The organism is Deinococcus metalli, assembly GCF_014201805.1.
In the GTDB taxonomy this organism is placed as follows: domain Bacteria; phylum Deinococcota; class Deinococci; order Deinococcales; family Deinococcaceae; genus Deinococcus; species Deinococcus metalli.
On record NZ_JACHFK010000002.1, the window covers coordinates 402,413 to 427,827 of the forward strand.

The 25,415-nt window shown below is 69.3% G+C and carries 19 protein-coding genes; 7 read left to right on the forward strand and 12 right to left on the reverse strand.

From position 1 onward, the window contains the following. Positions 1–3 precede the first annotated feature (3 nt). The 4 genes from HNQ07_RS06905 to HNQ07_RS06920 form a co-directional block, all read right to left on the reverse strand. Positions 4–1,038, reverse strand: a complete 1,035-nt coding sequence (locus HNQ07_RS06905) for a glycosyltransferase family 2 protein (protein WP_184110191.1) — start codon at positions 1,036–1,038, stop codon at positions 4–6. 144 nt (positions 1,039–1,182) lie between these two features. Beyond that, positions 1,183–2,160 carry a WD40 repeat domain-containing protein gene (locus HNQ07_RS06910; RefSeq protein ID WP_184110192.1) on the reverse strand — a complete coding sequence of 326 codons (978 nt, stop codon included), beginning with the start codon at positions 2,158–2,160 and terminating at the stop codon, positions 1,183–1,185. A 158-nt stretch (positions 2,161–2,318) separates the two neighbouring features. Next, the gene (locus tag HNQ07_RS06915) at positions 2,319–4,673 is read right to left on the reverse strand and encodes a PQQ-dependent sugar dehydrogenase (protein WP_184110193.1); all 2,355 of its coding nucleotides are present in this window, start codon (positions 4,671–4,673) and stop codon (positions 2,319–2,321) included. 227 nt (positions 4,674–4,900) lie between these two features. Next, positions 4,901–6,307 carry a phosphohexomutase domain-containing protein gene (locus tag HNQ07_RS06920; protein ID WP_184110194.1) on the reverse strand — a complete coding sequence of 469 codons (1,407 nt, stop codon included), beginning with the start codon at positions 6,305–6,307 and terminating at the stop codon, positions 4,901–4,903. Between the two features lie 139 nt (positions 6,308–6,446). On the opposite strand from HNQ07_RS06920, the gene HNQ07_RS06925 reads away from it, so the two are divergent. The 5 genes from HNQ07_RS06925 (at position 6,447) to HNQ07_RS06945 (ending at position 11,212) form a co-directional block, all read left to right on the forward strand. Further along, a complete protein-coding gene (locus HNQ07_RS06925) occupies positions 6,447–7,502 on the forward strand; it encodes a mannose-1-phosphate guanylyltransferase (protein WP_184110195.1) in 1,056 nt (351 codons plus the stop codon). 58 nt (positions 7,503–7,560) lie between these two features. Beyond that, positions 7,561–8,607, forward strand: a complete 1,047-nt coding sequence (gene galE / locus HNQ07_RS06930) for a UDP-glucose 4-epimerase GalE (protein WP_184110196.1) — start codon at positions 7,561–7,563, stop codon at positions 8,605–8,607. A 112-nt stretch (positions 8,608–8,719) separates the two neighbouring features. Continuing rightward, positions 8,720–9,766, forward strand: a complete 1,047-nt coding sequence (gene gmd / locus HNQ07_RS06935) for a GDP-mannose 4,6-dehydratase (RefSeq protein WP_184110197.1) — start codon at positions 8,720–8,722, stop codon at positions 9,764–9,766. Continuing rightward, positions 9,766–10,722, forward strand: a complete 957-nt coding sequence (locus HNQ07_RS06940) for a GDP-L-fucose synthase family protein (RefSeq protein ID WP_308430867.1) — start codon at positions 9,766–9,768, stop codon at positions 10,720–10,722. Before gmd ends, HNQ07_RS06940 begins: the two co-directional genes overlap by 1 nt. A gap of 229 nt (positions 10,723–10,951) precedes the next feature. Further along, positions 10,952–11,212: a cold-shock protein gene (locus HNQ07_RS06945; protein ID WP_184110253.1), complete on the forward strand. Its 261-nt coding sequence runs from the start codon at positions 10,952–10,954 to the stop codon at positions 11,210–11,212. A 70-nt stretch (positions 11,213–11,282) separates the two neighbouring features. Here HNQ07_RS06945 and HNQ07_RS06950 read toward each other — a convergent pair whose 3' ends face one another. The 8 genes from HNQ07_RS06950 to HNQ07_RS06985 form a co-directional block, all read right to left on the reverse strand. Next, on the reverse strand, positions 11,283–11,831 hold the full coding sequence (locus HNQ07_RS06950) for an ankyrin repeat domain-containing protein (RefSeq protein ID WP_184110198.1): 549 nt from the start codon (positions 11,829–11,831) through the stop codon (positions 11,283–11,285). A gap of 7 nt (positions 11,832–11,838) precedes the next feature. Then, the gene (locus tag HNQ07_RS06955; protein WP_184110199.1) at positions 11,839–12,699 is read right to left on the reverse strand and encodes a site-specific integrase; all 861 of its coding nucleotides are present in this window, start codon (positions 12,697–12,699) and stop codon (positions 11,839–11,841) included. Between the two features lie 84 nt (positions 12,700–12,783). Next, entirely contained in the window at positions 12,784–15,051 is a 2,268-nt protein-coding gene (yicI, locus tag HNQ07_RS06960) for an alpha-xylosidase (RefSeq protein ID WP_184110200.1), read from the reverse strand. Then, positions 15,048–17,084 (reverse strand): beta-galactosidase, encoded by a 2,037-nt coding sequence (locus tag HNQ07_RS06965; protein WP_184110201.1) that lies wholly within the window; start codon positions 17,082–17,084, stop codon positions 15,048–15,050. The genes yicI and HNQ07_RS06965 overlap by 4 nt, the downstream gene beginning before the upstream one ends. Next, on the reverse strand, positions 17,081–19,450 hold the full coding sequence (locus tag HNQ07_RS06970; RefSeq protein ID WP_184110202.1) for a glycoside hydrolase family 95 protein: 2,370 nt from the start codon (positions 19,448–19,450) through the stop codon (positions 17,081–17,083). Before HNQ07_RS06970 ends, HNQ07_RS06965 begins: the two co-directional genes overlap by 4 nt. A gap of 159 nt (positions 19,451–19,609) precedes the next feature. Then, the gene (locus tag HNQ07_RS06975; protein ID WP_184110203.1) at positions 19,610–21,268 is read right to left on the reverse strand and encodes an ABC transporter substrate-binding protein; all 1,659 of its coding nucleotides are present in this window, start codon (positions 21,266–21,268) and stop codon (positions 19,610–19,612) included. 48 nt (positions 21,269–21,316) lie between these two features. After that, positions 21,317–22,210 carry a carbohydrate ABC transporter permease gene (locus tag HNQ07_RS06980; RefSeq protein ID WP_184110204.1) on the reverse strand — a complete coding sequence of 298 codons (894 nt, stop codon included), beginning with the start codon at positions 22,208–22,210 and terminating at the stop codon, positions 21,317–21,319. Positions 22,211–22,221: 11 nt separating this feature from the next. Further along, positions 22,222–23,181 (reverse strand): ABC transporter permease, encoded by a 960-nt coding sequence (locus HNQ07_RS06985; RefSeq protein ID WP_184110205.1) that lies wholly within the window; start codon positions 23,179–23,181, stop codon positions 22,222–22,224. Between the two features lie 208 nt (positions 23,182–23,389). Here HNQ07_RS06985 and HNQ07_RS06990 point away from each other — a divergent pair, with 208 nt between their 5' ends. Both HNQ07_RS06990 and HNQ07_RS06995 read left to right on the forward strand, forming a co-directional pair. Further along, positions 23,390–24,403 carry a LacI family DNA-binding transcriptional regulator gene (locus HNQ07_RS06990; RefSeq protein WP_184110206.1) on the forward strand — a complete coding sequence of 338 codons (1,014 nt, stop codon included), beginning with the start codon at positions 23,390–23,392 and terminating at the stop codon, positions 24,401–24,403. Then, complete coding sequence (locus HNQ07_RS06995; RefSeq protein ID WP_184110207.1) at positions 24,400–25,161, forward strand: SDR family NAD(P)-dependent oxidoreductase; 762 nt, start codon at positions 24,400–24,402, stop codon at positions 25,159–25,161. The genes HNQ07_RS06990 and HNQ07_RS06995 overlap by 4 nt, the downstream gene beginning before the upstream one ends. Positions 25,162–25,415 lie beyond the last annotated feature (254 nt).

Below are 25,415 nucleotides of genomic sequence, written 5' to 3' on the forward strand. Positions count from 1 at the left end.
GGGTCATGAAGCGCGGCCCGACCACAGGCGGCGGAGTGCGCGGCTGCGCCGCATCAGCCGAGTGGCACGCAGCGGGTCCAGGCCGGCCGCGACGACCAGGGCGGCCGCGGCGGCCAGGTAGCGGCGGTTGAAGACATTCACCTTGGCCATGTTGTAGTACCCCATCTGCCTCAGCGCACCCAGGCGCCTAGCGTGGTCGAGCGGAGTGCGGCGGAGGTCGGTCATGTACTCATCGTGCGACCATTCTGGCAGCCCCTGGGCGCGGCGCTGTGCGTTGACGTACGCGCGTTCGGCGTGCAGCAACATGGGCACGTACGAACTGTGTGACAGGTTCTGGCCGTGCATGCGGTACTCCGTGAGCCGCTGCGGCACGTTCACGACGGCGCCCAGCGCCCGCAGCCGCAGCCACAGGTCAAGGTCCTCGGTCGGGCTGTACTCCGGGCGGTAGCCGCCGGCCCGGGCGAACAGGTCTCGCCGGAACACCACGGAGGAATTGATCATCTTCAGCTCGGGGCTGGCGTCCAGCCGCTCTGCATCCGGCCAGGGCGACGCGGGCGGGTCAATGGGTCCGACTGGCCGGCCCGCCGCGTTGATGAAGTGGCCGCCCGTGCCGACAGCGGCCAGTGGGCCACGCTGCGGTTCGTCCCAGCGGCGCAGGACGGCGGCCTGGACTTCCAACTTGTGCGGGTGCCAGACGTCGTCCCCGTCGCACACGGCGATCCACGGCGCCGACGAATGGGCGATCGCCGTATTGCGGGTGGCCGCGATACCCCGGTTGGTTGTGCGGATCAGGTGGAAGCGTGCGTCGGCCCGTGCGTAGTGCAGCGCCATCTGAGCAGTGCCGTCGGTCGAGCCGTCGTCGACCATGACGACCTCGAAGTCCTGAAAGGACTGGGCCCGGATCGCCCGCAGCGTGTCCTCGAGGTACCGCTCAGCGTTGTACAGCGGCACGATCACTGCAAACAGGGGCCGGCAGGGGTCATGGTCGGTGCCCGTGGACCCGGTGTACTGAAGTGGCGTGCTGTGAGCGCTAGACATGAACACTCCTTGAGTCCGGACCCGGCACCGATTCCCCGAGCCTGTCGAGATGGAGTGTATGCAGGGGGGCGTTAAGAGATGCGTCCGTTTGCGTCCTCCCCCGGCGGGGGCGGTGGGTGGTGGCGTGCGAGTGCTGGCGGCCCGTCAGGGGGAGGCCGGCGCCGTGACCTGCCACGCCCGCACCTGCTGGACGCTGCCGCCTGCCAGCACGTTCCGCGGCCCGAAACTCAGGGCGGTCACTCCGTCTGCCAGGCGACCCACCTCGCCCAGGGCGCCGCCCGTGCGGGCGTTCCACAGCAGGATCCGCCGGTCGTCCGCGCCCGAGGCGAGCAGTGAACTGTCCCGCGAGAAGGTCAGGCTCCGCACCGGCCCCGCGTGGCCGTTCAGCGCGGCCCGCCGGGTGCCGTCCGCCGGGTTCCACAGCAGCACGCTGGCGTCCCAGCCCGCGCTGGCGAGGGTCTTGCCGTCCGGCGCGAAAGCCACCGCGCTCACGAAGTCGCTGTGCCCGTTCAGCACCCGCTCCGGCGTCAGGGTGTCCACGCGCCACAGCCGCACCGTCCGGTCCCGGCTGCCGCTGGCCAGCCGCGCGCCGCTCGGGTCGAAGGCCACCGCGGTCACGACGTCCGTGTGGCCGTTCAGGGTGCCGCGCAGGGTGCCGGCCGTGACATTCCAGAGCTTCACCGTGTCGCCGGAACCGGCCACGGCCCCGCCGCCTCCGGTCGCCACCGTGTGGCTGTCCGGACTGAAGGCCACAGAGGTCAGGAAGAAGGAGCTGGCCGCCTGTTCCCACTGGAGGCGCCGGGACGCCACGTTCCAGACCCGCAGGCGGCCGTCCGTTCCCGCCGTGGCCAGCCAGTGGCCGTCCGGGGACACCGCCAGGGCGCTGACTCCCGCCGCCTGGGGAAGCTGCCCCGCGGACCGCCCGCTGCGCGACCACAGGTCGATGTGTCCGGCGCTGTCTCCGGCGAACAGCACGTCGCCGCGCGGGCTGTAGGCCAGCGCCTGGACGGTGCCCCCCGTCACGGTCATCTGTGTGAGGGCGCGCGCGGGCGTCTGGGCGACGGCCGTCCCAAGCAGAAGGAGGAGCGTAGAGGCAGAGCGGAGGGTGTTCGTATGGGCCATGGCGTCACCTGGGAGGAATGCGGAACCGATGCCGCAGTCTGGCGGCCGAGCATGATGGCGGCCTGACCTGGGGGTGTGACGGGTGATCCGGCCCGCCACCACTCATCAAGAATGCGCCGCCCGATCTCCGCGGGCGGCGCACGTGACGGTCTTAGACCTTACTGCGTCTTTGGCCGGGCCAGTTTGATCAGGCCATTGCCCGTGGACTCGTCGAGCAGCGCGACGTACAGGTTGCCGTTGGTGCGGTTTTCCGTGATGTCCAGCGGCGAGAGCGACGTGCCGTTCCCAGCGAAGGTCAGGCCGGCCACGCCCGTCTGAACGCCCGAATCCGGGATGTTCCCGCTGCTGTCAGGCGTCAGCACGATCACGTCTTTGCCCACGCTGTAGCGCACGACCAGCAGCTTGTCGTTCACGGACTGGTTACCGGTGGTGTATTGCTCGATGGCGCCGTCGGCGGAGGCGTGCAGGCCGAAGTTGTACGCGAAGCCGCGGTAGTTGCTGTCCGGCATAGTGCCGACTGGGTATCCATTGTTCTGGTCGGCAGCGACCACCTCTGCCGGGTCGGCCAGGTTGGTGGGGTTGCCGCCGTTCATCACGAACTCGCAGCGCAGGGGGTTGGGGTGGCCGTAGTAGCCGCCCTTCACCACGCGGAACAGGTAGTCATTCTGCACCGACGCGTTCGTGAGGCCCGGCACGGCAGGGCCGTTGTACGTGGTGCCGTTCGCGCACTTGGCGCCGGCGGTGCTGGCGGGCGTGTTGCCGCCGGCCGCCGACCCGTTTGTGGGCGTGTAGATGTTGCCGTTGGTGTGGAACACCACGTCATAGGCGTTGCGGATGCCGGTCGCGTACAGCGTCAGCGGGGCGTTTGCAGCGTAGGGATTGTAGTAGGGCGTGCCGTCTGGCTTGGTACTGCCCGCATTCGGATTGGTGGCGTCTTTCGTGGTGACGTCCAGAGGCAGGGTGGTGGGCATCTTGTTCAGGTCGAGGCGCAGCAGGGCACCGTTCAGCAGCTGCTCGCTTCGGTTGCCCCATGTCGGGTCCGCCGCGCCCATTGCGGAGTTGCTGCCCTGCGTGAAGTACAGCACGCCCGGTTCCTTCGAATTGAAGGTCACCGAATTGGTCATGTGATCCTTCACCGAGCGGGGCAGGCCGATGACGTAGTCCTTCACGGTGTCCAGGTTGGCTCCGCTGAGCAGCGTGATCTTGCCGCTGAAGTCCGCCGGCGGGTTCGACTTGTTCAGCACGTTGTAAAAAGCGTTGTTGCTGATCCACAACTTCAGGTTGTCAGCCGTCGAGGTGGGATCGAACTTCAGGCCGATGACCGTGCGGTTCCCCTGCGCGTTGACCAGACCCTTGAGGATGTCAGGCGTGCCGAGGGTGCCGTCGGCGTTGATTGCGAAGCGCAGGATCTCGCCAGTCAGGGTCGAGGCGTAGAGCTTGCCGTCAGGTCCCATTTCCACCGAGGTGTACGCGTATGACGTGGGAACCGTGGGCAGGTCGACCTGCGTGAAGGCCAGATTGGTACTGGGCGGGGTGTACACGCCGGTCGTGAAGGTGGTCGTGTAGGGCAGCAGGGCCAGACCGTTGACGTCCTTCACGCCATCTGTGATCGTCAGGCGGTACTTGGTGTTGTCCTTGAGCCGCGCGGTGGGCTTCACCACGATCACGTCACCCCCGCCGGACGTGTTCGGCGAGACGGCCACGCTCGCGCCGGTCGCGTCTTCCTTGAGGAGGACGGTGGTGCTGTTCAGGGTGGTGGAGTCCAGGCCGCTGCCCTTGGGACCGCTGCTGGCAATCACGTTCAGTTCGCCGCTGAACGCGGCCGTCGGATCGACCATAGTCTGGCCTTCCTGCGGTACGGGCGAAGCCACGCTGGGGCGGTCACCCGGTGCGATGATCACGTAGTCGAGTTTGGTGTTGGTCCCGCCGATGGCGTCCACGGTCAGGAGGCCGTCGCTCACCTTGACGCGGCGGGTGACACTCGTGAAATGCTTGGTCGCGGTGGGCGTGAAGGCCGTGATGGTCGGTTGACCTTCGACGTTGATGACGTTCGAGGAGTTCGTGTCCGAGGCGGCGTCGCCCACGGCCACCGTCACCGTGTAGGTGCCGTTGGCGATCTTGTACTCCCACGCGGCCGGCGTGCTGACGCCAACACTAGTGGAGGGGAGTTGCATGTGGACCATCGTGTTGAGCCGCGCGTCTACACCGGCGGCGGCGCGGTCCCTGGTGTTCGCGCTGATGTCCAGGGGCGTGTGCGTGCCCTGCGTGACCCAGCCGTACCCGGCGGCGTCCGAGTACGCGGCCCCGCTGTCGATGGTGTACGGCTTGCCCGCGGAGTTGGTGGGCGCGGTGCTCGACGCAGGCTGGAAGTTGATGTACGTGATGCCGGTCAGGTTGCCGCCACTGTCGTCCTTCTTGGGCGGGGCGCCCAGGTTACAGGCTGACAGCAGGGCGGTCAGGAGGACGGCGGAGGCCAGCAGCGGGCGGGTGGGAACAAGCGCAGGGGATGTCATCAGCGGGGGGAGTCCTTTGTGGTGGGTTGGGTCGTGTGGGCGATCCGGAGGCACAGCGGCTCAGAACCCGGAACGGGCCGTCTGGGCGAGGCTATAGGGACCATCGCTACGCAATCGCTACTTCTTGGGACAGCACCAGCTGTATGAAGGGCGCATTCAGATGAGCTGAGAGCCGGCTGAGGATTGCGTTGGCCAGGCTCCGGAGCGCGCCCGTCAAGTCCTGATGCTCAGCGGACGAAGCGCCGGGCCAGTTCCTCGAGCTGGCGCAGCGTGGCCTGCACCTCGTCGGGCGTGGGGGCCTCGACGTAGAGGCGCACGACCGGCTCGGTGCCTGACGCGCGCACCATCCCGAACCCGCCGTTGAACACGAGTTTCACGCCGTCGAGGGTCACGACCTCCGTGACCGGGTGGTGCAGCAGGGTCTTCGTGTCCATGGTCGCGCGTTTCAGGCCCTCGCGGTCGAGGTCACCCGACAGGTGGAGGTCCACCCGGTCGTAGTGGTGCTGCATGCCCGTGAGCGCCTCGATCTCCGCGAACTGCTCGTCCAGGCCCTTGCCGCTGGCGGCGACCGTTTCGAGCAGCAGCAGGCCGTTGAAGATCCCGTCGCGTTCGGGCAGCCAGCCCTGGACACCGATGCCGCCGGATTCCTCGCCGCCGATCAGCACTGCCTTGGCCGGATCGGCCTGACCCTCCAGCACCGCCTCGGTGATGTACTTGAAGCCCACCGGGGTCTGAATGACATCCAGGCCGTGGTGGTCCGCGAGACGCTGGATGATGCCGCTGGTGGACACCGTGCGGATCACGCGTCCGCGCTTGCCCTGGCGGGCCAGGTGGTGCAGCAGCACCGCGAAGATCTGGTGCGAGTTGAAGTAGCGGCCGCCAGCCAGCACGGCGCCGACCCGGTCAGCGTCGCCGTCCGTGACGACCGCGAAGGCCGGCCCGGAGACCTCCCGCATGGCGTCCATCGTGAACGCCAGGTTGGATTCGATGGGTTCGGGATTCACGCCGCCGAACAGCGGGCTGGGCGTGTTCCGCAGGCCGTGGAACGGCACGTGCAGGTACCGCGCCGCGAACGCCTCCATCCACCCGCTCGCTGCGCCGTGCATGGCGTCGTGGTACAGGGGCACGCCCGCGCGGTCGATGGCGGCCACGTCGATGTGCTCGCTCACCGCCTGCAGGTACGCGTCCTGAATAGACGCCTCGGTCAGCGTGCCGGCTGCCGCCGGGGGGGCCGGCGCGTCGATCCGGCGCTCGACCTCGGCCACCAGGTCCGGCGTGGCGCTGCCTCCGTACGGGCCCTTGAGCTTGTAGCCCTGGTAGATCGGCGGGTTGTGGCTCGCGGTGATCATCACGCCGCCCGCCAGACCGCCGCTTTTCACCGCGTACGACAAAGCAGGGGTGGGCGTGGCACCGCCGAGCAGGGTCACGTCCAGTCCGGCGCCCTGGAGCGTTTCGGCCGCCGCGCGCGCGAAGCGGTCGCCCAGAAAGCGCGTGTCGTGCGCCACGGCCGCCGCCGTCCCGCCGCTGTCCCGCAGGGCCTGCGCGTGTGCCTGCGCCACGCGGCGCGTGTTCGCCACGGTGAACTCGTCGGCGATCACGCCCCGCCAGCCGTCTGTCCCGAACGTCAGCTTCATCACCCGACAGGGTAGCCTGTCAGGGGAGGGGCTTCCCGGGAAACTTCCCATGATCCGGGGGGGATGGGTGCCATCATGGGGGCAGCCCCACCGCCGGGTGGCCCGCACCCGCTGGTTCCGGCACGCATAAGGAGTGACGATGTTCTACCCGGTGATCCTGGCCGGCGGCAGCGGCGAGCGGTTCTGGCCCCTGTCCCGCAAGAGCAAACCCAAGCAGTTCCTCACCCTGGAGTCCGGCGGCCGCTCCCTGATCCAGGTCACCGCCGACCGCCTGAGCCAGCTCAGCGGCGGCATGGACCAGCTGATGGTGGTCACGGCCAACGACCAGCGCAGCAACGTGCTGGAGCACCTGCCGGACCTGCCGCTCGAGAACCTGCTCGTGGAGCCGGTCGCGCGGGACACGGCCGCCGCCATCCTGTACGGCGCGCTGACCATCGCCCGGGACGATCCGGACGCCGTGATGGGCGTCTTCCCGGCCGATCACCGGGTGGACAATCCGGAGGCGTTCTCGGAAGTGATCTCGCGGGCCATCGCGCATGCGCAGGCCCACGACGACCTGATCACCATCGGCATGACCCCCGTGTACCCCGCCACCGGGTACGGTTACATCGAACTCGGCCCCGAGGTGGGGCCGGGCGTGCACCGCGTGGCGCGCTTTACCGAGAAGCCCGACGCCGACACCGCCCGCGCCTTCCTGGCGACCGGCCACTTCCTGTGGAACTCCGGCATGTTCATCTGGCGCGTCCAGAGCATCCTGCACGCCTTCGAGACGCTCGTGCCCGAGCTGTACGGCCCGATGGCCGAGGCCGCGAAGGTGCGCGGCGGCCTGCGCGGCGCGTACCCGCAGCTCCCGAAGATCAGCGTGGACTACGCGATCATGGAGCGCGCGCAGAACGTGGTGGTCATTCCCGCCGCCTTTGGCTGGGACGACCTGGGCGACTGGAACGCGCTGGAGCGCCTGCTCAAGGGCGACGGCAGCAACGTCACGGTCGGGCGGACCGTCAGCCTGGACACCGGCGGGGCGATCATGTACACCACCGGCGGCGACGACCTGATCGCCACCATCGGCCTGGAAGATGTGGTCGTGGTGCGCGCCGGCGACGTCACGCTGGTCGTGCGCAAGGACCGCACCCAGGACATCAAGCAGGTCGTGCAGCAGCTCAAGAAGAGCCCGGAGCTCGAGCGCTTCGCATGATCCGGCGCGGTCCGGCGGGCGCGGCGGTCCGTTCCCGGGTGTGGTCCAGCGGCCGCGCATGACCACGGAGTCTCCACCGGCCCCACGCACCGTGCTCGTGACGGGCGGGGCAGGGTACATCGGCTCCACGGTCTGCTCGGCGCTCGAGGACCGCGGGCACACGCCCATCGTGCTCGACTCGCTGGTGCAGGGGCGCGAGGAGTTCACGCGGGGCCGCGTGTTCTACCGGGGAGACATCGCCGACGCGGCCCTGCTCGACCGGATTCTGGGCGAGCATCCCCGGGTCAGCGCCGTGATCCATCTGGCCGCGCTGATCGTGGTGCCTGAATCGGTGGCGCAGCCGGCCCGCTACTACGCCTCGAATGTCAGCGGCGCCCTGACGCTGTTCGACCGCGTGATCGCGCGCGGCATCCAGCGGCTCATCTTCAGCTCCAGTGCGGCCGTCTACGACGCGACGACCACCTTGACGGTGTCGGAGGACAGCCCCCTGCGCCCGCTGAGTCCCTACGCCCGCACCAAGGCCATGACCGAGCAGATCATGGAGGACCTGTGCCGGGCGGGCGGGGCGCGCGGGCTGGCGCTGCGGTACTTCAATCCCATCGGCGCGGACCCGGCCCTGCGCAGCGGTCCTTACCTGAGCAGCCCGTCGCACGTGCTGGGCCGGATCATGGAGGCCGCCGCCGGGCGCGCTCCCGAGTTCATGATCACCGGCACTGACTACGACACGCGCGACGGCACCGGCCTGCGCGATTACATCCACGTCTGGGACCTCGCCCAGGCACACGTGCGAGCGGTCGAGCGCTTCGACGACGTGTTCCGCGACGCGGCTGCCCTGGGCCTGGACCACACCTTCTTGCCCATCAACGTGGGCACCGGTCAGGGCGTGACGGTACGCGAACTCGTGCAGGCCTTCGAGCGCGCCACCGGCCGCCCCCTGCCCCACGGCGAGGCACCCCGCCGCCCGGGCGACTCGGCGGGCGCGTGCGCCGTGATCGACCGGGCCCGCACCCTGCTCGGCTGGGAACCGCGTTTGTCGACCGAGCAGGCGATCCACGACGCGCTGGCGTGGCTTGGGAACCGTCCGGATGTGCCCGTCGGGAGCTGAGGTCCCACGATTAGCGCGGCAGTAACGGGTTCTTGTGCTTTATGTGAGCAGTCGGCTGCCATCACGCCCGGCCACTCCGGCCCGGACGGCACGGAATCACAGGAGTCACACCATGAAGAAAGCACTGCTGACGGGAATCACTGGACAGGACGGCTCGTACCTGACCGAACTGCTGCTCGCCAAGGGATACGAGGTGCACGGCGTCATCCGCCGCGCGTCCACCTTCAACACGGATCGCATCGACCACCTGTACCGCGACCCCCACGAGAGCGGCGCGAAGATGCTGTTGCACTACGGCGACCTGGCCGACGCCAGCGGCCTGCGGGTGCTGCTCGAGCGCGTGCAGCCCGATGAGGTGTACAACCTGGGCGCGCAGAGCCACGTGAAGGTCAGCTACGACCAGGCCGAGTACACCGCCGACGTGACCGGCCTGGGCACCCTGAGACTGTTGGAAGCGATCCGCGACTACCAGGACCGCACGGGCCAGCAGGTGCGCTTCTACCAGGCGAGCTCCAGCGAGATGTTCGGGGCCGCCAAGCCCCCGCAGGGCCTGCACACGCCCTTCCACCCGCGCAGCCCCTACGCTGTGGCCAAGGTGTACTCGTACTGGCAGACCGTGAACCACCGCGAGGCGTACGACATGTACTCGTGCAACGGCATCCTGTTCAACCACGAGTCCCCCCGACGCGGCGAGACCTTCGTGACGCGCAAGATCACCCGCGCGGTCGGCCGGATCAAGATGGGCCTGCAGCCCAAGCTGTACCTGGGCAACCTGGACGCCAAGCGCGACTGGGGCCACGCCCGCGACTACGTGGAAGCGATGTGGATGATGCTCCAGCAGGACGCTCCCCGCGACTACTGCATCGCCACCGGCGAGGCGTACTCGGTGCGTGAGTTCGCGCAGCGCGCCTTCGATCTGGTCGGACTGGACGCCGAGGAGTACATCGAGATCGATCCGCGCTACTTCCGCCCGGCGGAGGTGGACTACCTGCTCGGTGACGCCACGGAAACGCGCGAGGTGCTGGGCTGGACGCCGAAGACGTCCTTCGACCAGCTCGTGCAGGAAATGGTCGAGCACGACCTGGAACTCGCCCAGCAGGAAAAGACCCTGATCGACGCCGGGCACCAGATCGCCCTCAAGGGCGTGGGGAACACCTGATGCCGGCCATGCAGCCGGAGTCGCGCATCTACGTGGCCGGGCACCGCGGTCTGGTCGGGGGCGCGATCCTGCGCCGCCTGCACGCGGAGGGGTACACGAACGTGATCACCCGCGGCAGCCGCGACCTCGACCTGCGCGACCAGGCGGCCGTGCGCGCGTTCTTCGCCGCCGAGCAGCCCGAGTTCGTGTTCCTGGCCGCCGCGAAGGTGGGCGGTATCCTGGCGAATTCCACGTACCCCGCGCAGTTCCTGTACGACAACATGATGATCGCGGCGAACGTGATCAACGCCGCGCACGAGCACGGCGTCACGAAGCTGCTGAACCTGGGGTCGAGCTGCATCTACCCGCGCCTGGCGCCGCAGCCCCTCAAGGAGGACTACCTCCTGACCGGCCCGCTGGAGGACACCAACCGCGCGTACGCCGTGGCGAAGATCGCCGCAATCGAGCTGTGCGATTCCTACCGCACGCAGTACGGCTCGGACTTCATCTCGGGCATGCCCACCAACCTGTACGGCCCCGGCGACAACTTCGACCTGAAGGGCTCGCACGTGTTGCCGGCGCTGCTGCGCAAGATGGTCGATGCCAAGGAGGCCGGCGCGAAGACCGTGGAGGTCTGGGGGTCCGGCACGCCGCTGCGCGAGTTCCTGTACGTGGACGACCTGGCCGACGCGTGCGTGTTCCTGATGGAGCAGGTGTCCGAGCCTGGCCCGATCAACATCGGCACGGGCACGGACCTGACCATCCGCGACCTCGCGCACGAGATCGCGGACGTGGTGGGCTTCACGGGCGACCTCGCCTTTGATGCCAGCAAGCCCGACGGCACGCCCCGCAAGCTGATGGACGTGTCGCGCCTGGCCGGCCTCGGCTGGACAGCCCGCACCACCCTGCGCGATGGCCTGGAGAAGACCTACGCGTGGTACCTGGCCAACCGCGAGCAGGCCCTCGCCGCGCGCTGACGGTCACCTCAGCGCTGCGTGGCCCGGCGTGTGCCGGGCCTCTTCCGTTCCGTGAGTCCATCCCGAACCCGCGACCCCCATACATAAAGGCCGGCGTGGTCAGCCGAGGGTGTACATGAGCTTTTCCATGGTTTACAATGCCGTGGTTGTTTTCCTTCACGACGCGACTCAAGCGGCGCCAGGTGACCACCGGGCGCCGCTCCGTCTATGGAAGACCAAGGAGTTGAAGATGGCTGTTGGGAAAGTGAAATGGTTCAACGCGGAAAAAGGATTCGGCTTCATCGAGACGCCCGGGAGCCCGGACGTGTTCGCGCACTTCAGCGCGATTCAGGCCACCGGCTTCAAGAAGCTCAACGAAGGTGACGAAGTCGAGTTCGACGTCGAGCCGGGCGAGCGCGGCAAGGGCCCGCAGGCCAAGAACATCGTGGTGACCAAGGCCGCTCCCGTCAGCGAGAGCAGCCGTCCCCCCCGCCGCGACGACCGCTGGTAAGCGACATCAAGTGAAGGGAGAGCCCGGTGCGGCTCTCCCTTTTTTTTATGGTCGCGCCGTAGGCGCCCCGCTACGGAGTGCCCGCAGCGCTGTCCGGCGAGGTGGCGGGTGCCAGCGCGGCGAGCTGACGGGCGGTGCCCGCAGCGCCCATACTCCGCGCGGCGTCCAGGGCCGTCGCGCCGCCGGCGTCCCGCGCATGGGGATCGGCGCCGTGCGCGAGCAGGAGGTCCATGAGGTCGGTGCGGTCGAACATGGCCGCGATCATCAGGGCCGTGCGGCCGTTGCCGCCGCGGCCCTCGACGTCCGCGCCGTGCGCCAGCAGCAGCTCCAGCATGTCGCGGTTGCCCTTGAAGGCCGTCCCCTGAAGCGGCGTCTGGCCCTGGTCATTGCCGACCTCGGGATCGGCTCCACGCTCAAGCAGCAGCCGGGTGGTGTCGAGAAAGCCGTGGTAGCTGGCGAGCATCACCAGCGAGTCGCCCTTCTCGTTGCGGAGCGTGGGCGGCACCCCCAGGTCGAGCAGGGCGCGCAGCGCGTCGGTGTCGCCGCTGCGGACGTGCATGAAGGCGTCCTGAAGCAGGGCGAGGATGGCGTCGTCGGTGGTCACAGTGTCCACGAGCATAGCGGGCTCATGGCGTGCCCGGGAGGGTGCCGCGGGCCAGCGACACGGCGCGTTCGAAGGCCAGGGGATTGCTGAAGCCCGCGTCCGCCGCCTGGAGGGGATAGTCGCGCAGCGCGGAGCGGCGCAGGCCGCTGGGGGGCAGGAACGCGATCCCGGCCCGCTGGCACGTCTGGAAGATCCGCAGCCGCAACGCGTCCTGCGAGTCGTAGGGGAAGATCCGGCGGCCGGAGAAGGTCTCGAGCTGCATGGGCCCGCCCTGCTGGGCGAGCAGCGCGTCCAGCGCCCGCAGGGTCATGTCGTCCAGGCGGGTGGCGGTGCGGTGGCGCAGCAGGACCCCGCTGTCCGGCTGGTACGCGCTCCAGCGCACGGCCAGGATCTCCGTGACCTGCACCGCGTGGTGCGTCAGGAGCAGCAGCGCCGCCGTGAGCGCGTCGTCCTTCTGCGCGCGGGCTTCGGCGATCAGCGCGTCGATGTCCGCGCGGGTGGGCAAAGGCGTCTTGCCGGTCTCGCCGCTGGGGGCCGCGTAGTCGAGCAGCGGATCGGTGTGCAGCAGGCCCTGGGCGCGCAGGTCGCGGTACAGGGTACGCAGCGCGCTCAGGCGCGACACGACCGAGTTCGGTTTGGCGGGCGTGCCGTTCTCGTTGGTGGTGAGCGTGCGCCGCAGCCACGGGTGGAAGTCGTCCGGCGGCATGAGCAGGTTCACGTGCTCGCCCTCGGCCGCGCGGAACACGCGCACCAGATTGGCGCGGCGCTGTTTGGTGGCCCGCGCGCCGCCGTGCGCGGCGAGGGTGTTGAGCAGGGTGTCCAGGTCGTAGGTCCTGAGGGCCTGCGTGAGGGTCAGGGCGACGGGGTCGGGAGTGGCAGTCATGACATCCTCCGTACCCACAGCCTACATGACTGGATATGAGCGCAGTGGGGAAGGGCGGTGAGCACCTGACCTCCCCCTGCCCCGTCACCCACCGAACGTCAGCTCGAGCTCCGCGCCGTCCACGTCACGGATCTCAGCTTCCCCGGCCAACCGGACGCGGTAGGGCCGGGCGCGGCCGTTGCGGGTCAGGTGCAGGGTGTGCCCACGACGCCGCACCTCGACGGTGAAGTCCTCCGAGCCGTCCGGGCGGAAGACCGTCGCGGTGGCCGTTCCGCCGTCCGCGAGCGCATACAGGGTCAGGAGGGGGGAGTCGCCGTGGTCGTCGTCCGGCCGGGCCATGCCGTCGCGCGTGGCGAGCAGGGTGCCGGGCCGCACGTACAGCGGCAGGGCCATCACGTCGTGCGTCTCGGTGCGCCACTGCGGCCCCTCGACCACGTCCCCCGTGAGGAGCGACGTCCACGTCCCGGCCGGGATATACACCTGCACCCGGCCGTCCTCACGGAACACCGGGGCAACCAGCAGCGCGTCGCCCAGCACGTACTGGCGGTCGAGCGTGGCGCAGGCTGGATCGTCCGGGAATTCCAGCACCATCGCGCGCATCATCGGCAGGCCGCGCCGGTGCGCGGTCACCGCCTGCGCCCACAGGTACGGCATCAGCGAGAGCTTCAGGCGCGTGAAGTGGCGCAGCACGTCCACGCTCTCGTCGTCGATCAGCCACGGCACGCGGTAGGTGGTGCTGGCGTGCAGGCGGCTGTGCGACGACAGCAGGCCGAAGGCCACCCAGCGCTTGTACAGCGCCGGCGGCGGGTTGCCCTCGAAGCCCCCGATGTCATGGCTCCAGAAGCCGAAGCCGCTCAGGCCCAGCGACAGCCCGCCGCGCAGGCTCTCGGCCATGCTCTCGAAGGTCGAGTCGCAGTCGCCGCCCCAGTGCACCGGGAACTGCTGCCCGCCCGCCGTGGCGCTGCGGGCGAACAGGGTCGCCTCGCCGGGCCGCTCGGCGTCCAGCGCGCGGAACACGGTCTGGTTGTAGAGCTGCGGGTAATAGTTGTGCATCCGCGCGGGGTCGCTGCCATCGTGCCACACCACGCCCGTCTCGGGAATGCGCTCGCCGAAATCGGTCTTGATCGCGTCCACGCCCTGCCGGGCCAGGCGCCGGATGTGCGCCGCGAACCACTCGCGCGCCGCCGGGTTCGTGAAGTCCACGATGCCCATGCCCGGCTGCCACAGGTCGCCCTGCCACACGCCGCCCCCCTCGCGGCGCAGCAGGTAGCCCTCCCGCGTCGCCTCCGCGAACAGGGGCGACTTCTGCGCGATGTACGGGTTGATCCACACGCTCACCTTCAGGCCACGGGCACGCAGCCGCGCGAGCATGCCCTCGGGGTCCGGGAACACGGCCGGATCCCACTGGAAGTCGCACCACTGGAAGGCCTTCATCCAGAAGCAGTCGAAATGGAACACCGACAGCGGCAGCTCGCGCTCCTGCATGCCGTTCAGGAAGGACGTGACCGTCGCCTCGTCGTAATCGGTGGTAAAGGACGTGCTCAGCCACAGGCCGAAACTCCACGCGGGCGGCAGCGCCGGGCGGCCGGTCAGGCGGGTGTAGCGCTCCAGCACCTCGGCCGGCGTGGGGCCGGCGATCACGAGGTACTCCAGCGCCTCGCCCGGCACGCTGAACTGCACGCGCGACACCCGCTCGCTGGCGACCTCGAAGGACACCGCGCCGGGGTCGTTCACGAACACGCCGTAGCCCTTGCTGGTCACGTAGAACGGCACGTTCTTGTACGCCTGGTCGCTGCCGGTGCCGCCATCGCGGTTCCAGATGTCCACGCTCTGCCCGTTCTTCACGAAGGCCGTGAAGCGTTCGCCCAGGCCGTACACCAGTTCCCCGACGTCCAGCGTGAGGCCCTCGTGCACGAAGGTGCGGCCGTCGTCGCGGCGGACGTAGCCCAGGCCGCGCCCCGCCGAGCGCGTCAGGGGCTCGCCCTCGTGGAAAAAGCGCAGGCTCCACGGAAAGCGCGTGACCTCGGCCCGCAGCGGCCCGCTCGTGAGCGACGCGAGCGAGTCGTCGATGTGGATGTCGACCGGCGCGTCCTGGCCGCAGATGTGGAAGGCCGGGCCGGCGTCCGGCGTGCCCTCGAAGTGCGTGACCCGCACCCGGATCACGCCGGGCAGCGGCGAGGACAGCCGCACCGTGAGCATCGGCCCCTCCAGCGTGTCGCCGCGATGCCGGATCGGCCGGGTGGGCGCGGACAGCTCCAGCGTGTGCCCGTCCTGCCGGGCGTCGTAGGCCTCGGCGGGGTACGCGGGCGTCACGCCGGGCAGGGTGAGCCAGTTGCCGTCGGTGAACTTCATGCGCCCGCTCCCTCATGGATGACCCGCACGCCACGCGGGGGCAGCGTCACGGTCTCGCCCAGGACGTCGCCACTGAGCAGGTCGGTGCCCGCGAGGCCCGGCACGCTCACCCGCCGCTCCTCGGCCGTGTGGTTCAGCAGGAACAGGAAGCGCCCGCCGGTCCCCTCGCGCCGCGTGACCTCCACGCCATCGGGCAGCTCCGGCACCAGGGGGAGAACGCCCGCCGCGTCGCACAGGGCGCGGGTCACGGCGCGCAGGCCCGCCGCGTCGGGGCTGGTGCCCAGCTTCCACGCCTGCCCCTTCCCGACCCGGCGGCGTGTGAGCACCGGTGACCCCGCGTAGAAGTCCTGGCCGTAGGTGGCGAGCACCTCGGCGTCATCCACGCGCAGCTGCTCGAACAGCAGCGAGCACGCGAAGGTGCCTTCCAGGCCGCCCTGCATCACCACCTCGTTGTCCTGGCCGGGCGGCAGGGCGTCGACCTCCTCGACCCACACGCCCAGCAGGTCGCGCAGCGGGCCGGGCGGGCCGCCGGGGAACACCCGGTCGGAGTCGTCGGCCACGCCGCTCAGCAACCCCGCCAGGAACGTGCCGCCGCCCTCCACGAAGGCGGTGATCGTCTCGGCGGCGCCGGCCGGCAGCAGGTACAGCAGCGTGGAGGCGACCACGCCGTATCCGCTCAGGTCGCTGTCCGATCCGACCAGATCGACGGCGTAGCCCTGCGCGTGGAAGGCAGCGTACAGCGCCGTGACCTCGCGCAGGTAGTCCAGCGCGTTCGACGGACCCATCGAGTTCTCCACCGCCCACCACGCCGGCCAGTCGAACCACACGGCGACCCTGGCCGGCACCCGGGCGCCCAGGGTCACGTCTCCCAGCGCGCGCAGTTCCGCGCCGAGCGCCGCGACCTCGCGGAACACGCGGGTGTCGGTGCGGCCGTGGTGTTCCATCACCGCGCCGTGGAACTTCTCGCACGCGCCCACCGAGCGCCGCATCTGGAAGAACATCACCGCGTCGGCGCCGTGCGCGACCGCCTGCCACGACTGGAGCCGCATCACGCCGGGCCGCTTGAGCGAGTTCACGGGCTGCCAGTTCGTCTGGCTGGGCGTCTGTTCCATCAGCATGAAGGGCTGCCCGGCCTTCAGGGAGCGCATCAGGTCGTGCTTGAGGGACACGGCGGCGGGCGGATCGTGCGGCGCGGGGTACGAGTCCCACGCGATCACGTCCAGGTGAGGTGCCCACGCGCGGTAGTCCAGCGGGCGGTACGGCCCCATCAGGTTCGTGGTGATCACGGCGTCCGGGATCTCGGCGCGGATGGCGTCGGCCTCCAGGCGGTACGCGCCCAGCAGCGCGTCCGACATGAAGCGCTGGTAGTCCAGCGTCAGGCCCTGCACGGCGGTGGAGCGCTCGGTCCACTGCACGGTCAGGACGTTCGGCACCACGATCTCGTCCCACTCCGTGATGGTCTGGCTCCAGAACGCGGCGTTCCACGCGTGATTCAGCGCGTCCAGGGTGCCGTACTTCGCGCGCAGCCACGTGCGGAACGCCGCCTCGCAACGCGGGCAGTAGCACGCCCCGCCGAACTCGTTCGACACGTGCCACAGCGCCACCACGTCCCGCCCCGCGTAGCGCCGTGCCAGCTGACCGGCCAGGGCGGGCGCGAAGCGCCGGTACGTGGGGCTGTTCGGGCACGCGTTGTGCCGGTCTCCGAATTTATGCGCGCGGCCCTGGAAGTCGGTGCGCAGCACGTCGGGAAAGCGCGTCGCCATCCACGCGGGAATCGCGGCGGTGCTGGTGCCCAGGCACGCGCGCAGTCCGCGCGACTCCAGCAGCGCCAGGATCTCGTCCAGCCGCGCGAAGTCATAGGTGTCCTTGTCCGGTTGCAGGGCCGTCCACGCGAAGATGTTGACGCTCAGCAGGTCGATGCCGGCGTGCCCGAACAGCGCCACGTCCTCGTCCCACACGGGCCGCTCCCACTGCTCGGGGTTCCAGTCGCCGCCATACGGCATCTTCGTGAAGGGCAGGGATCGGATCGTCATGGAGTCTCCAGGGACAGGGCGCCGGGTGGGGCGGACGGGGGCGTGAGGGACGGGCCGAGGGTAACGGGAGCGGCGGAATCGACCGTCACCCGAATGTGTCGGTCGGGGGTGTGCACGTCGACGGGCCGGGCCGGATCGCCCGCGACGCGCCGCAGGGTCACTTCGGTCAGGAGTCCGTCCTGCCACGTCAGATCGACGCTCAGGCCGCCGCGGGCGCGCAGGCCGGTCACGGTGCCGCGCGACCACTGAGGCGGCAAGGCGGGCAGCAGCCGCATCTCGCCCCCCTGACTCTGGAGAAGCAGTTCGGCAATCCCGGCCGTCCCGCCGAAGTTGCCGTCGATCTGGAACGGGGGGTGATTGTCGAACAGGTTCGGCAGGGTGGACTTCGACAGCAGCTGGCGCAGCATGGCCGCGGCCGCCGCGCCGTCGTGCAGGCGGGCGTGCAGGTTCAGCAGCCACGCGGCGCTCCAGCCGGTGTGCCCGCCGCCCGATGCCAGCCGCAGCTCCAGCGAGCGGCGGGCGGCGGCACGCAGGTCCGGGCGGTCTGCCCACAGGTGCGCCGGGTACAGGCCGTACAGGTGCGACACGTGGCGGTGCCCCGGCTCGGATTCGGGGAAGGGGCGGCTCCACTCCAGCAGCTCGCCGCGCTCACCCACCTCAAGCGGGCGGAGGCGCGGCAGGGCCAGCGCGATCTCCTGGCGCAGCTCGGCTGCGGTGTCCAGCGTCTCGGCCGCCTGCACGGCGATCTGGAGCAGGTCCCGGATGAGACTGAGGTCCATGGTGCTGCTCTCGCTCACGGCGCAGGGGCGTCCCTCCGCGTCCAAGAAGCGGTTCTCCGGACTGGTGGACGGACTGGTGCCCAGCGTGCCGCCCGGCTCCTCGACCAGCCAGTCGAGCAGGAAGCGGGCCACGCCCTCCAGCACGGGCCAGTCGCGGGCCAGCACGTCCAGGTCCGGGCGGAACAGCTGCCGTTCCCACAGCTGCCGAGAGAGCCACGCTCCGCCGAGCGGCCACATCGCCCAGCTGGCGTCGCCGCCGGTCGGGGTGCTCATGCGCCACAGGTCCGTGTTGTGGTGCGCGGCCCATCCGCCCGCGCCGTAGTTCACGCGCGCGGTGCGCTGTCCGGACGCGGCCAGCTCGTGCAGCATCGTCTCCAGCGGTTCACTCAGCTCGCCCAGGGCGCAGGGCTCGGCGGGCCAGTAGTTCATCTGGGTGTTGATGTTGATGGTGTAGTCCGACTGCCACGGGGGCTGCACGTGCGGATTCCACAGGCCCTGCAACGTGGCGGGCTGCCCGCCGGGCCGCGAGCACGCGATCAGCAGATACCGGCCGTAATCGAAGTACAGCCGCTCCAGGTCGGGATCGGCCTGGCCGCCCGCGTACTGCCGCAGCCGCTCGTCGGTGGGGATGTCGGCCCGCCCATGCCCGCCCAGATCGAGCGTGACCCGCCCGAACAGGGCGGCGTGATCCTGTCGGTGGCGCTCCGCGAGGGCGTCAGTCCCAAGCGCGGCCGCGGCGTCCAGCACGCGGATGCACCGCGCCCGTGGCTCCGGATCGCTGGGCTGGGGCGCGACATTCCAGCCCGCGAAGCTGCTCGCCGCCGTGAACAGCAGCGTGAACTCGCTGGCACCCTCGATCCGGAGCTGGGCCGGCAGCCCGGCGTCGGGGGAGTGCACCGTCACTCGGCCGTCCGTCGCAGCCACGCGCACCAGCCCGTGGCCCTCCAGCCCCAGGCCCGGCTCGTACAGCACGGGTTCCGGGTGCGGGGGAAGCCACGGGAAGGCGTCCATCACCCGCGTGGGCAGGTGCACGTGCAGGTGGAGGTCGCCGGTCTGCCCGTCAACCCGGCTGGGATGGGGTGATTCCAGCGTGACCACGTGACGGGCCGCTGCGTCCAACCCGCTCCAGCGGCTCACCAGCACGTGGTCGGGAGCGCTGATGAAGGTGTCGCGCCGCTCTGGACCGAGCTGCACGGTATGGACGGCGCCGCTCAGGTCGAGCGTGCGGCGGTACTCGCCCGGCGCCTCCTGGCCGCCCACACGGTGCACGCGCAGGGTGCCGAGCGGCTGGTAGGCCTCACCGAGGCGCCCTTCCAGGTGGGCCTCGATGAGCTGCTGGGCGTCGTGCCAGCGCTCCTCCCTCAGGAGCGCCCGAACGGCCGGAAGGTAGCGGCGGGCCCCGTAGTTCACGTCGTCGCGGGGCAGGCCCGACCACAGCGTGCCCTCGTTCAGGTCGAAGCGCTCTCCGTATGGGTCGCCGTCCACGGCGCCGTGCAGCATGGCGCCCAGCCGGCCGTTGCCGAGGGGCAGCGCTTCGTTCCAGTCGTCAGCCGGGCGGATGTACCACAGGGTGGAGGAAGTGGTCATGGGCGGAAGTCCTTCGGAGAGTGGCCAAGGGGGCGGGCAGGGGCCGTGCCGAGTAGAAGTATGGCCCGCGCGGGCGGGGGGTGAGATGACCAGGGGCGTGCCGGCGCGTCCTGAGAACGCCCGCCACATCCCGGTGGCGGGCGCGGCAGCCCCAGAGACCTACTTGATGACGTTCCAGAGCTTCAGGCGATCCTGCACCAGCGCCGTCTCCATGTCGGCGTACTTGCCGACCTTGGCGGTCAGCTCGGCCAGGAAGGCGTCGTACGCCTTGTCGAAGTCGGCGGGCTTGCCCAGGATCATGCGCGGGATGGCCTTGCGGGCGATGTCCTGCTCCTTGTTGAAGAACTCGTTGAGGGGATTGTCCTGCGCCACCTGGATCGACCACGCCGCGCCCCACGGTTTGGGCTGGAAGGTGCTCGCCCTGGGCAGCAGGTCGTTCCAGAGTTTGACCTTGTACGCGCTCAGCGCGGCCTTCTCGGCGGGCGTGTACGCGTCGATGATCTGCTCGGGGTACACGGGCGTGTAATAGTTGCCGCCCGCATCCTTCACGCCGTCGCCGTAGCGGATGGAGATGTTGTAGTTCCCGATACCGGTGCTGCGCTGGAACGTGGCGGGGTCGCTGTTCTTCTGCTTCAGGACGGCGTCCGGGATCACACGTTTGCCGCCCTGCACCGCGTAGTGCTTGCCGGCGACGCCCCAGTTCTTCAGCACCTGCCCCTCCGGACTGGCGAGGTAGTCGAGGAACTTGATGGCGGCGATGGGATCCTTGCACGACTTCGTGATCCCGATGCCCCAGCCGCCGATGAACCCGGTGGGCTGGTTGTACGCCACCTTGATGCCGGGTTTGGTGGTCACGCCGAAGCGGCCGTACATCTGGTCGTGCTTGCCGGCGGCCTTGAGCGAGTTCACAGCGTCCCCGATCTCCCACCCGGCGTCGATGACGCCCACCACGCGCCCCGAGGCGATCTTGGCGAGGTACTGGTCGTACTTCTGCGTGAAGCTCTCGGGGTCGAGCAGGCCCACGGCGTTCATGTGGTTCAGCCAGCGGAAGTACTCGCGCTCCTCGGGCCGGAAGAAGTGCAGCGTGGCCTTGTAGGTCTTGGGGTCGATGTACCACTCGCCGTCGTCGCTGCCGCCCGTCGCCCAGAACGCCGGGTTGGTCACGCTGATCAGGAAACGCCAGTCGTCCGCGAGCAGGCTCAGGCCGATGGTGGGGCGGCCGTCGGCGGTCTTGGGGTGCGCCTTGACGTACATGGCGATGACCTTCTCGTAGTCCGCCAGGGTCCTGACCTGCGGGTACTTCTGTTCCTTCAGCGCGCCGAGTTGCAGCTTGAACCACGCGTCGGTATCGAAGGACGTCTGGTTGATCGCGTCGTTGGTAGGGATGAAGTAGATGCCGCGGTCCTTGCTGGAAAAGCGCATGCGGTCGAACTGGTTGCCGATCACGCGCTTGATGTTGGGCGCGTATTTGTTGATCAGGTCCGTCAGGTCGAGCATCGCGCCGGCGTCCACCAGCACGCCCCCCGCTCCCTTGGGCGAGATCAGGTCCGGGTACTGCCCGGACGCCGCGATCAGGTTGATCTTCTCGTCGGGGCTGCCGACCGCGAACTCGGCCTTGACGGTCACGCCGGTCTTGGCGGTGATCACCTTGCCGACGTCGTCCTGCATGCCGTTCCAGTTGGCGTTCGGGTCCGCGAAGAAGGCCGTGAAGGTCACGGGCTTGGGCGCGCTGCCCTGGGCGAGCACGGCGCCGGAGGTCAGGACCGCGGTGAGCACGGCGAGGGCGGCAGCGGGGCGAAGGGTGCGGGAACGGTTCATGGGGCCTCCTTGGGGGCAGCGGGGCGGATCGGGAACAGGGAAGGGGACTCAGCCCTTGACAGCGCCGAGGGTCATGCCGCGCACGAAGTAGCGCTGCAAGAAGGGGTAGACGATCAGGATCGGGGTGATCGTGATGATGGTGATCGCCATCTTGATGCTGTCCGGGGTGATCTGCTGGGTCTTGAGCTGGTCGCTGTGCATGGCGTCCGCGCCGGCCTGGGTGGACTGCAGGATCTTCATCAGCTCGAACTGCAGGGTGCTGAGCTGCGGGTTGCTGCCGTTGTACAGGTACGTGTCGAACCACGAGTTCCACTGCCCCACCGCGATGAACAGCGCCACCGTGGCGAGTACCGGCGCGCACAGCGGCAGGATGATCCGGACGAAGATCACCAGGTCGTTCGCGCCGTCGATGCGGGCACTCTCCTGAAGCTCGATGGGCAGCTCGTCCATGTACGAGCGGATCATGAAGATGTTGAAGGCGTTCACCAGGGTGGGCAGGATGTACACCCAGAACGAGTTCATCAGGTGCAGGTCGCGGATCAGCAGGAAGCCGGGGATCAGGCCGCCGCTGACGTACAGCGTGATCGCCAGGAAGCGCGACAGCAGCGAGCGGCCCAGGAAGTCGCGGCGGCTCAGGACGTACGCGACCATCGCGCACGCGCCCAGGCTCAGCACCGTGCCGATCACCGTGCGCGCCACCGAGATGAAGAAGGCCTGCGGGATGTTGCCGTACGCGAAGATCGCCTGGAAGTTCGCCAGCGTGGGGTGACGGGGAAACACGGTGATGCCGCCGCGCACGGTGTCCTGCGACTCGTTCATCGCGATCGCCAGCACGTTCAGGAAGGGGTACAGCGTCACGACCAGCACCGTGAGCATCAGCGCGGCGTTGACGACGTCGAAGGTGGAGACGCGTGGGCGCGGGCCGGAGGGAAGGTGCGTCATGTCCAGGCCTCCTAGATGATGCTGTCGCCGGTGCGGCGGCGGAAGAAGGCGTTCGCGCCGAACAGCAGCGCCAGACCGACCAGCGAGTTCACGACGCCGATGGCCGTGCCGAAGCTGAACTTGTTCATGCCGATGCCGTTTTGCAGCGCGTACAGATCGAGCACCAGGGCGCTGTCCTTGACCACCGGGTTACTCAGCAGCAACTGTTTCTCGAAACCGATGGCCGTCAGGTGCCCGATGCTCAGCACGAACAGGATGATCACCACGCGGCTGATGCCCGGTAGGGTGATGTGCCGCATCAGCTGCCAGCGCCCGGCGCCGTCCACGCGCGCGGCCTCGTACAGCGCGGGCTCGATGGCGGTCATGGCGGCGAGGTAGATGATGGTGTTCCAGCCGATCTCTTTCCACAGGTCCGAGAGCACGACCACGCCCCAGAAGTAGGTGCTGTGCGCCATGAACTGCACCGGCTGGCCGCCGAAGTGCGCGATCAATTGGTTGATGGGGCCGCCGTCGGTGCTGAGCATCTTGTAGACCAGCCCCGCGACGACCACCCACGACACGAAGTGCGGCAGGTACGACACGGTCTGGACCGTGCGCTTGAACAGGCCGTCTCGCAGCTCGTTCAGCAGCAGCGCGAAGATGATCGGCATGGTGAAGCCGAGGATCAGGCCCAGCACGCTCATGCCCAGCGTGTTCCTGAGCGCTAGGTAGAAGGTCTCGTCCTGGAACAGGTCCGTGAAGTTCTTCAGCCCCACCCACTGCTGCTCCCAGAACGGGCGGCCGGGCCGGTAGCGCTGGAACGCGGTCAGCCAGCCCCAGATGGGCACGTAGTTGAACACGAACACCAGCGCCACGAAGGGCAGCGACATCGCGTACAGGTAGCGCTGCTCGTACGCGCGGCGCAGCAGCCGTGAGCGGCGGCGCGGTTCGGCGCGGGAGCGGGTGGCCGGGCTGAGTCCTGACGTGTGCATGGGGCCTCCGGGTGCGGAAGCGGCGGGCCGGGAAACGCAGACGTACACGACGTCCACGGACTCGGCGGGCCGGGGCTTGACAGCGGGTTGATGTGGCGTCACCGTACTATCGAAACGATTCGATTGTCAACTGCCGCCGTCCGTTCGACACCCGCCCCTGCCTCGACACCCGCCCGCCGCGCCCGCTATGGTGAACCCACTGAGACCCATGCCCACGATCAAGGATGTCGCTGCCCACGCCGGAGTGTCCCCGAGCACCGTCCACTACGCCCTGAACGGCAAACGTTCCATCTCGCCGGAGGTTCGCCAGCGCGTGCTGGACGCCGTGCAGGCCCTGGACTACTCCGCCAGCGCGGTCGCGCAGCGCATGCGCGAACACCGCTCGTACTCGCTGGGGCTGGTCGCGCCGGAACTGCCGGCCAGCGACGCCGCGATGATGGAGATCCTGACCGCGACCGCCGCCACCACCAGCGCCGCCGACCACACCCTGGGCATCTTCCTGAACCAGACGCCGGGGCAGGTGCTGGGCCTGCTGCGCGGGCAGTACGTGGACGGCGTCCTGCTGATCGAGACCACCCACCACGACCCGCGCATCGAGGCGATGCGCGCCACCCCGCACCCCTTCGTGCTGATCGGCCGGACTGGTGACATGAGTGGCCTGACCAGCGTGGATTTCGACTTCGAGGAGGCCTTCTACCTCGCGTTCGATCACCTCGCGCGGCTGGGGCACCGCGACATTGGGTTCATCGTGCCGTACGGCGCGCTGGACGACCAGGGGGAGCGCAAGGAGAACTGGTACGCCACACTGCGCGGCTTCCAGCGTGCCCAGCGCGAGCACGGCCTGCGGGTGGAACTCGAACCGGCGGTGCTGAACATCGAGGACGGCCACCGCGCCGCGCTGCGCCTGACCGGCCGCGCGCCGCAGATCACCGCCATCGTCGCGTCCGGGCATACACAGGTGGGCGTGCTGCGCGCCCTGTATTCGCAGGGTCGCCGTGTGCCCGACGACTGCTCGGTGATCGGCCTGACCACGGCCCAGATCGCCGAGTGGACGATTCCGCGCCTCACCAGCGTGGACCTGCCGCTGCGCGAGATGAGCGTCACGGCCACCGAACTGCTGCTGCGCAAGGTGAGCGGCGAGAGCGTCACGGAGCAGGTGCTGCTGCCCGCGCGGCTGGTAGAGCGCGAGAGCACCGCCCCGCCCCGCAAGGAGCACCCATGAACATCGACCTGACGGGCCGCCTGGCCCTCGTGACCGGCGGCAGCGGCCAGCTCGGGCGCGTGATGTGCCGCACCCTGGCCGCCTGCGGCGCGGACGTCGCCGTCCACTACCACCGCAACGCCGCGCAGGCCGCCGCCCTGGTGGCCGAACTGCGCGCCCTGGGCGTGCGCGCCCACGCCGTGCAGGCCGACGTGACCGACGAGGCCAGCGTGCTCGCCATGCAACGCGACGTGCACGCGGCGCTGGGCGACCCCGATATCATCGTGAACAACGCCGTGATCCAGTACACGTGGACGACCGTGCTCGAGCAGCCCCTCGCGGACTTCGACAGCCAGTACCGCTCCACCGTCCTGCACGGTGTCCTGATGGCCCGCGCCTTCGTGCCGGCCATGATCACGCGCGGCGGCGGGCGCGTGATCACTATCAACACCGAGTGCGCCATGCAGACCGCGCCCACGCAGGGCGCGTACGCCGCCGGCAAACGTGGTCTGGACGGCATCATGCGCGTCCTGGCACGCGAGATCGGCCCGCACAGCATCACCGTGAACCAGGTCGCGCCCGGCTGGATGATCAGCGAGGACCACCCGGCCGACGACAGCGACGCCCAGGCCGCCTACGCCCGCGGCGTGCCCCTGCGGCGGCGTGGCACGGATCAGGACGTGGCGAACCTCGTCACGTTCCTCGCGTCGGACCTCGCCGCCTTCATCAGCGGACAGTTCATCTCCGTCAGCGGCGGGAACGTGATGCCCACCATCTGAGCGGTCCGTGCACGACTGCACCGGGACCGCGGCAATCGAAGACAACGGAAGTGACGGCAGGTTCTACACCTGCCGTCACTGTGTCGATTTCAGATATGCGCTCAGAGAGCGTGCACTGGCGTGGCTCGCTTCCCGCTCAGTGACGGGTCGGGACGTGGTCCGGCTTGGGGCGGTCAGCACCCATCCCGCCACCGAGGGTAGCGAAGCCCAGGATCAGGCCCAGCGCCAGCAGGAAGCTCCACCCCGCCGTCGTC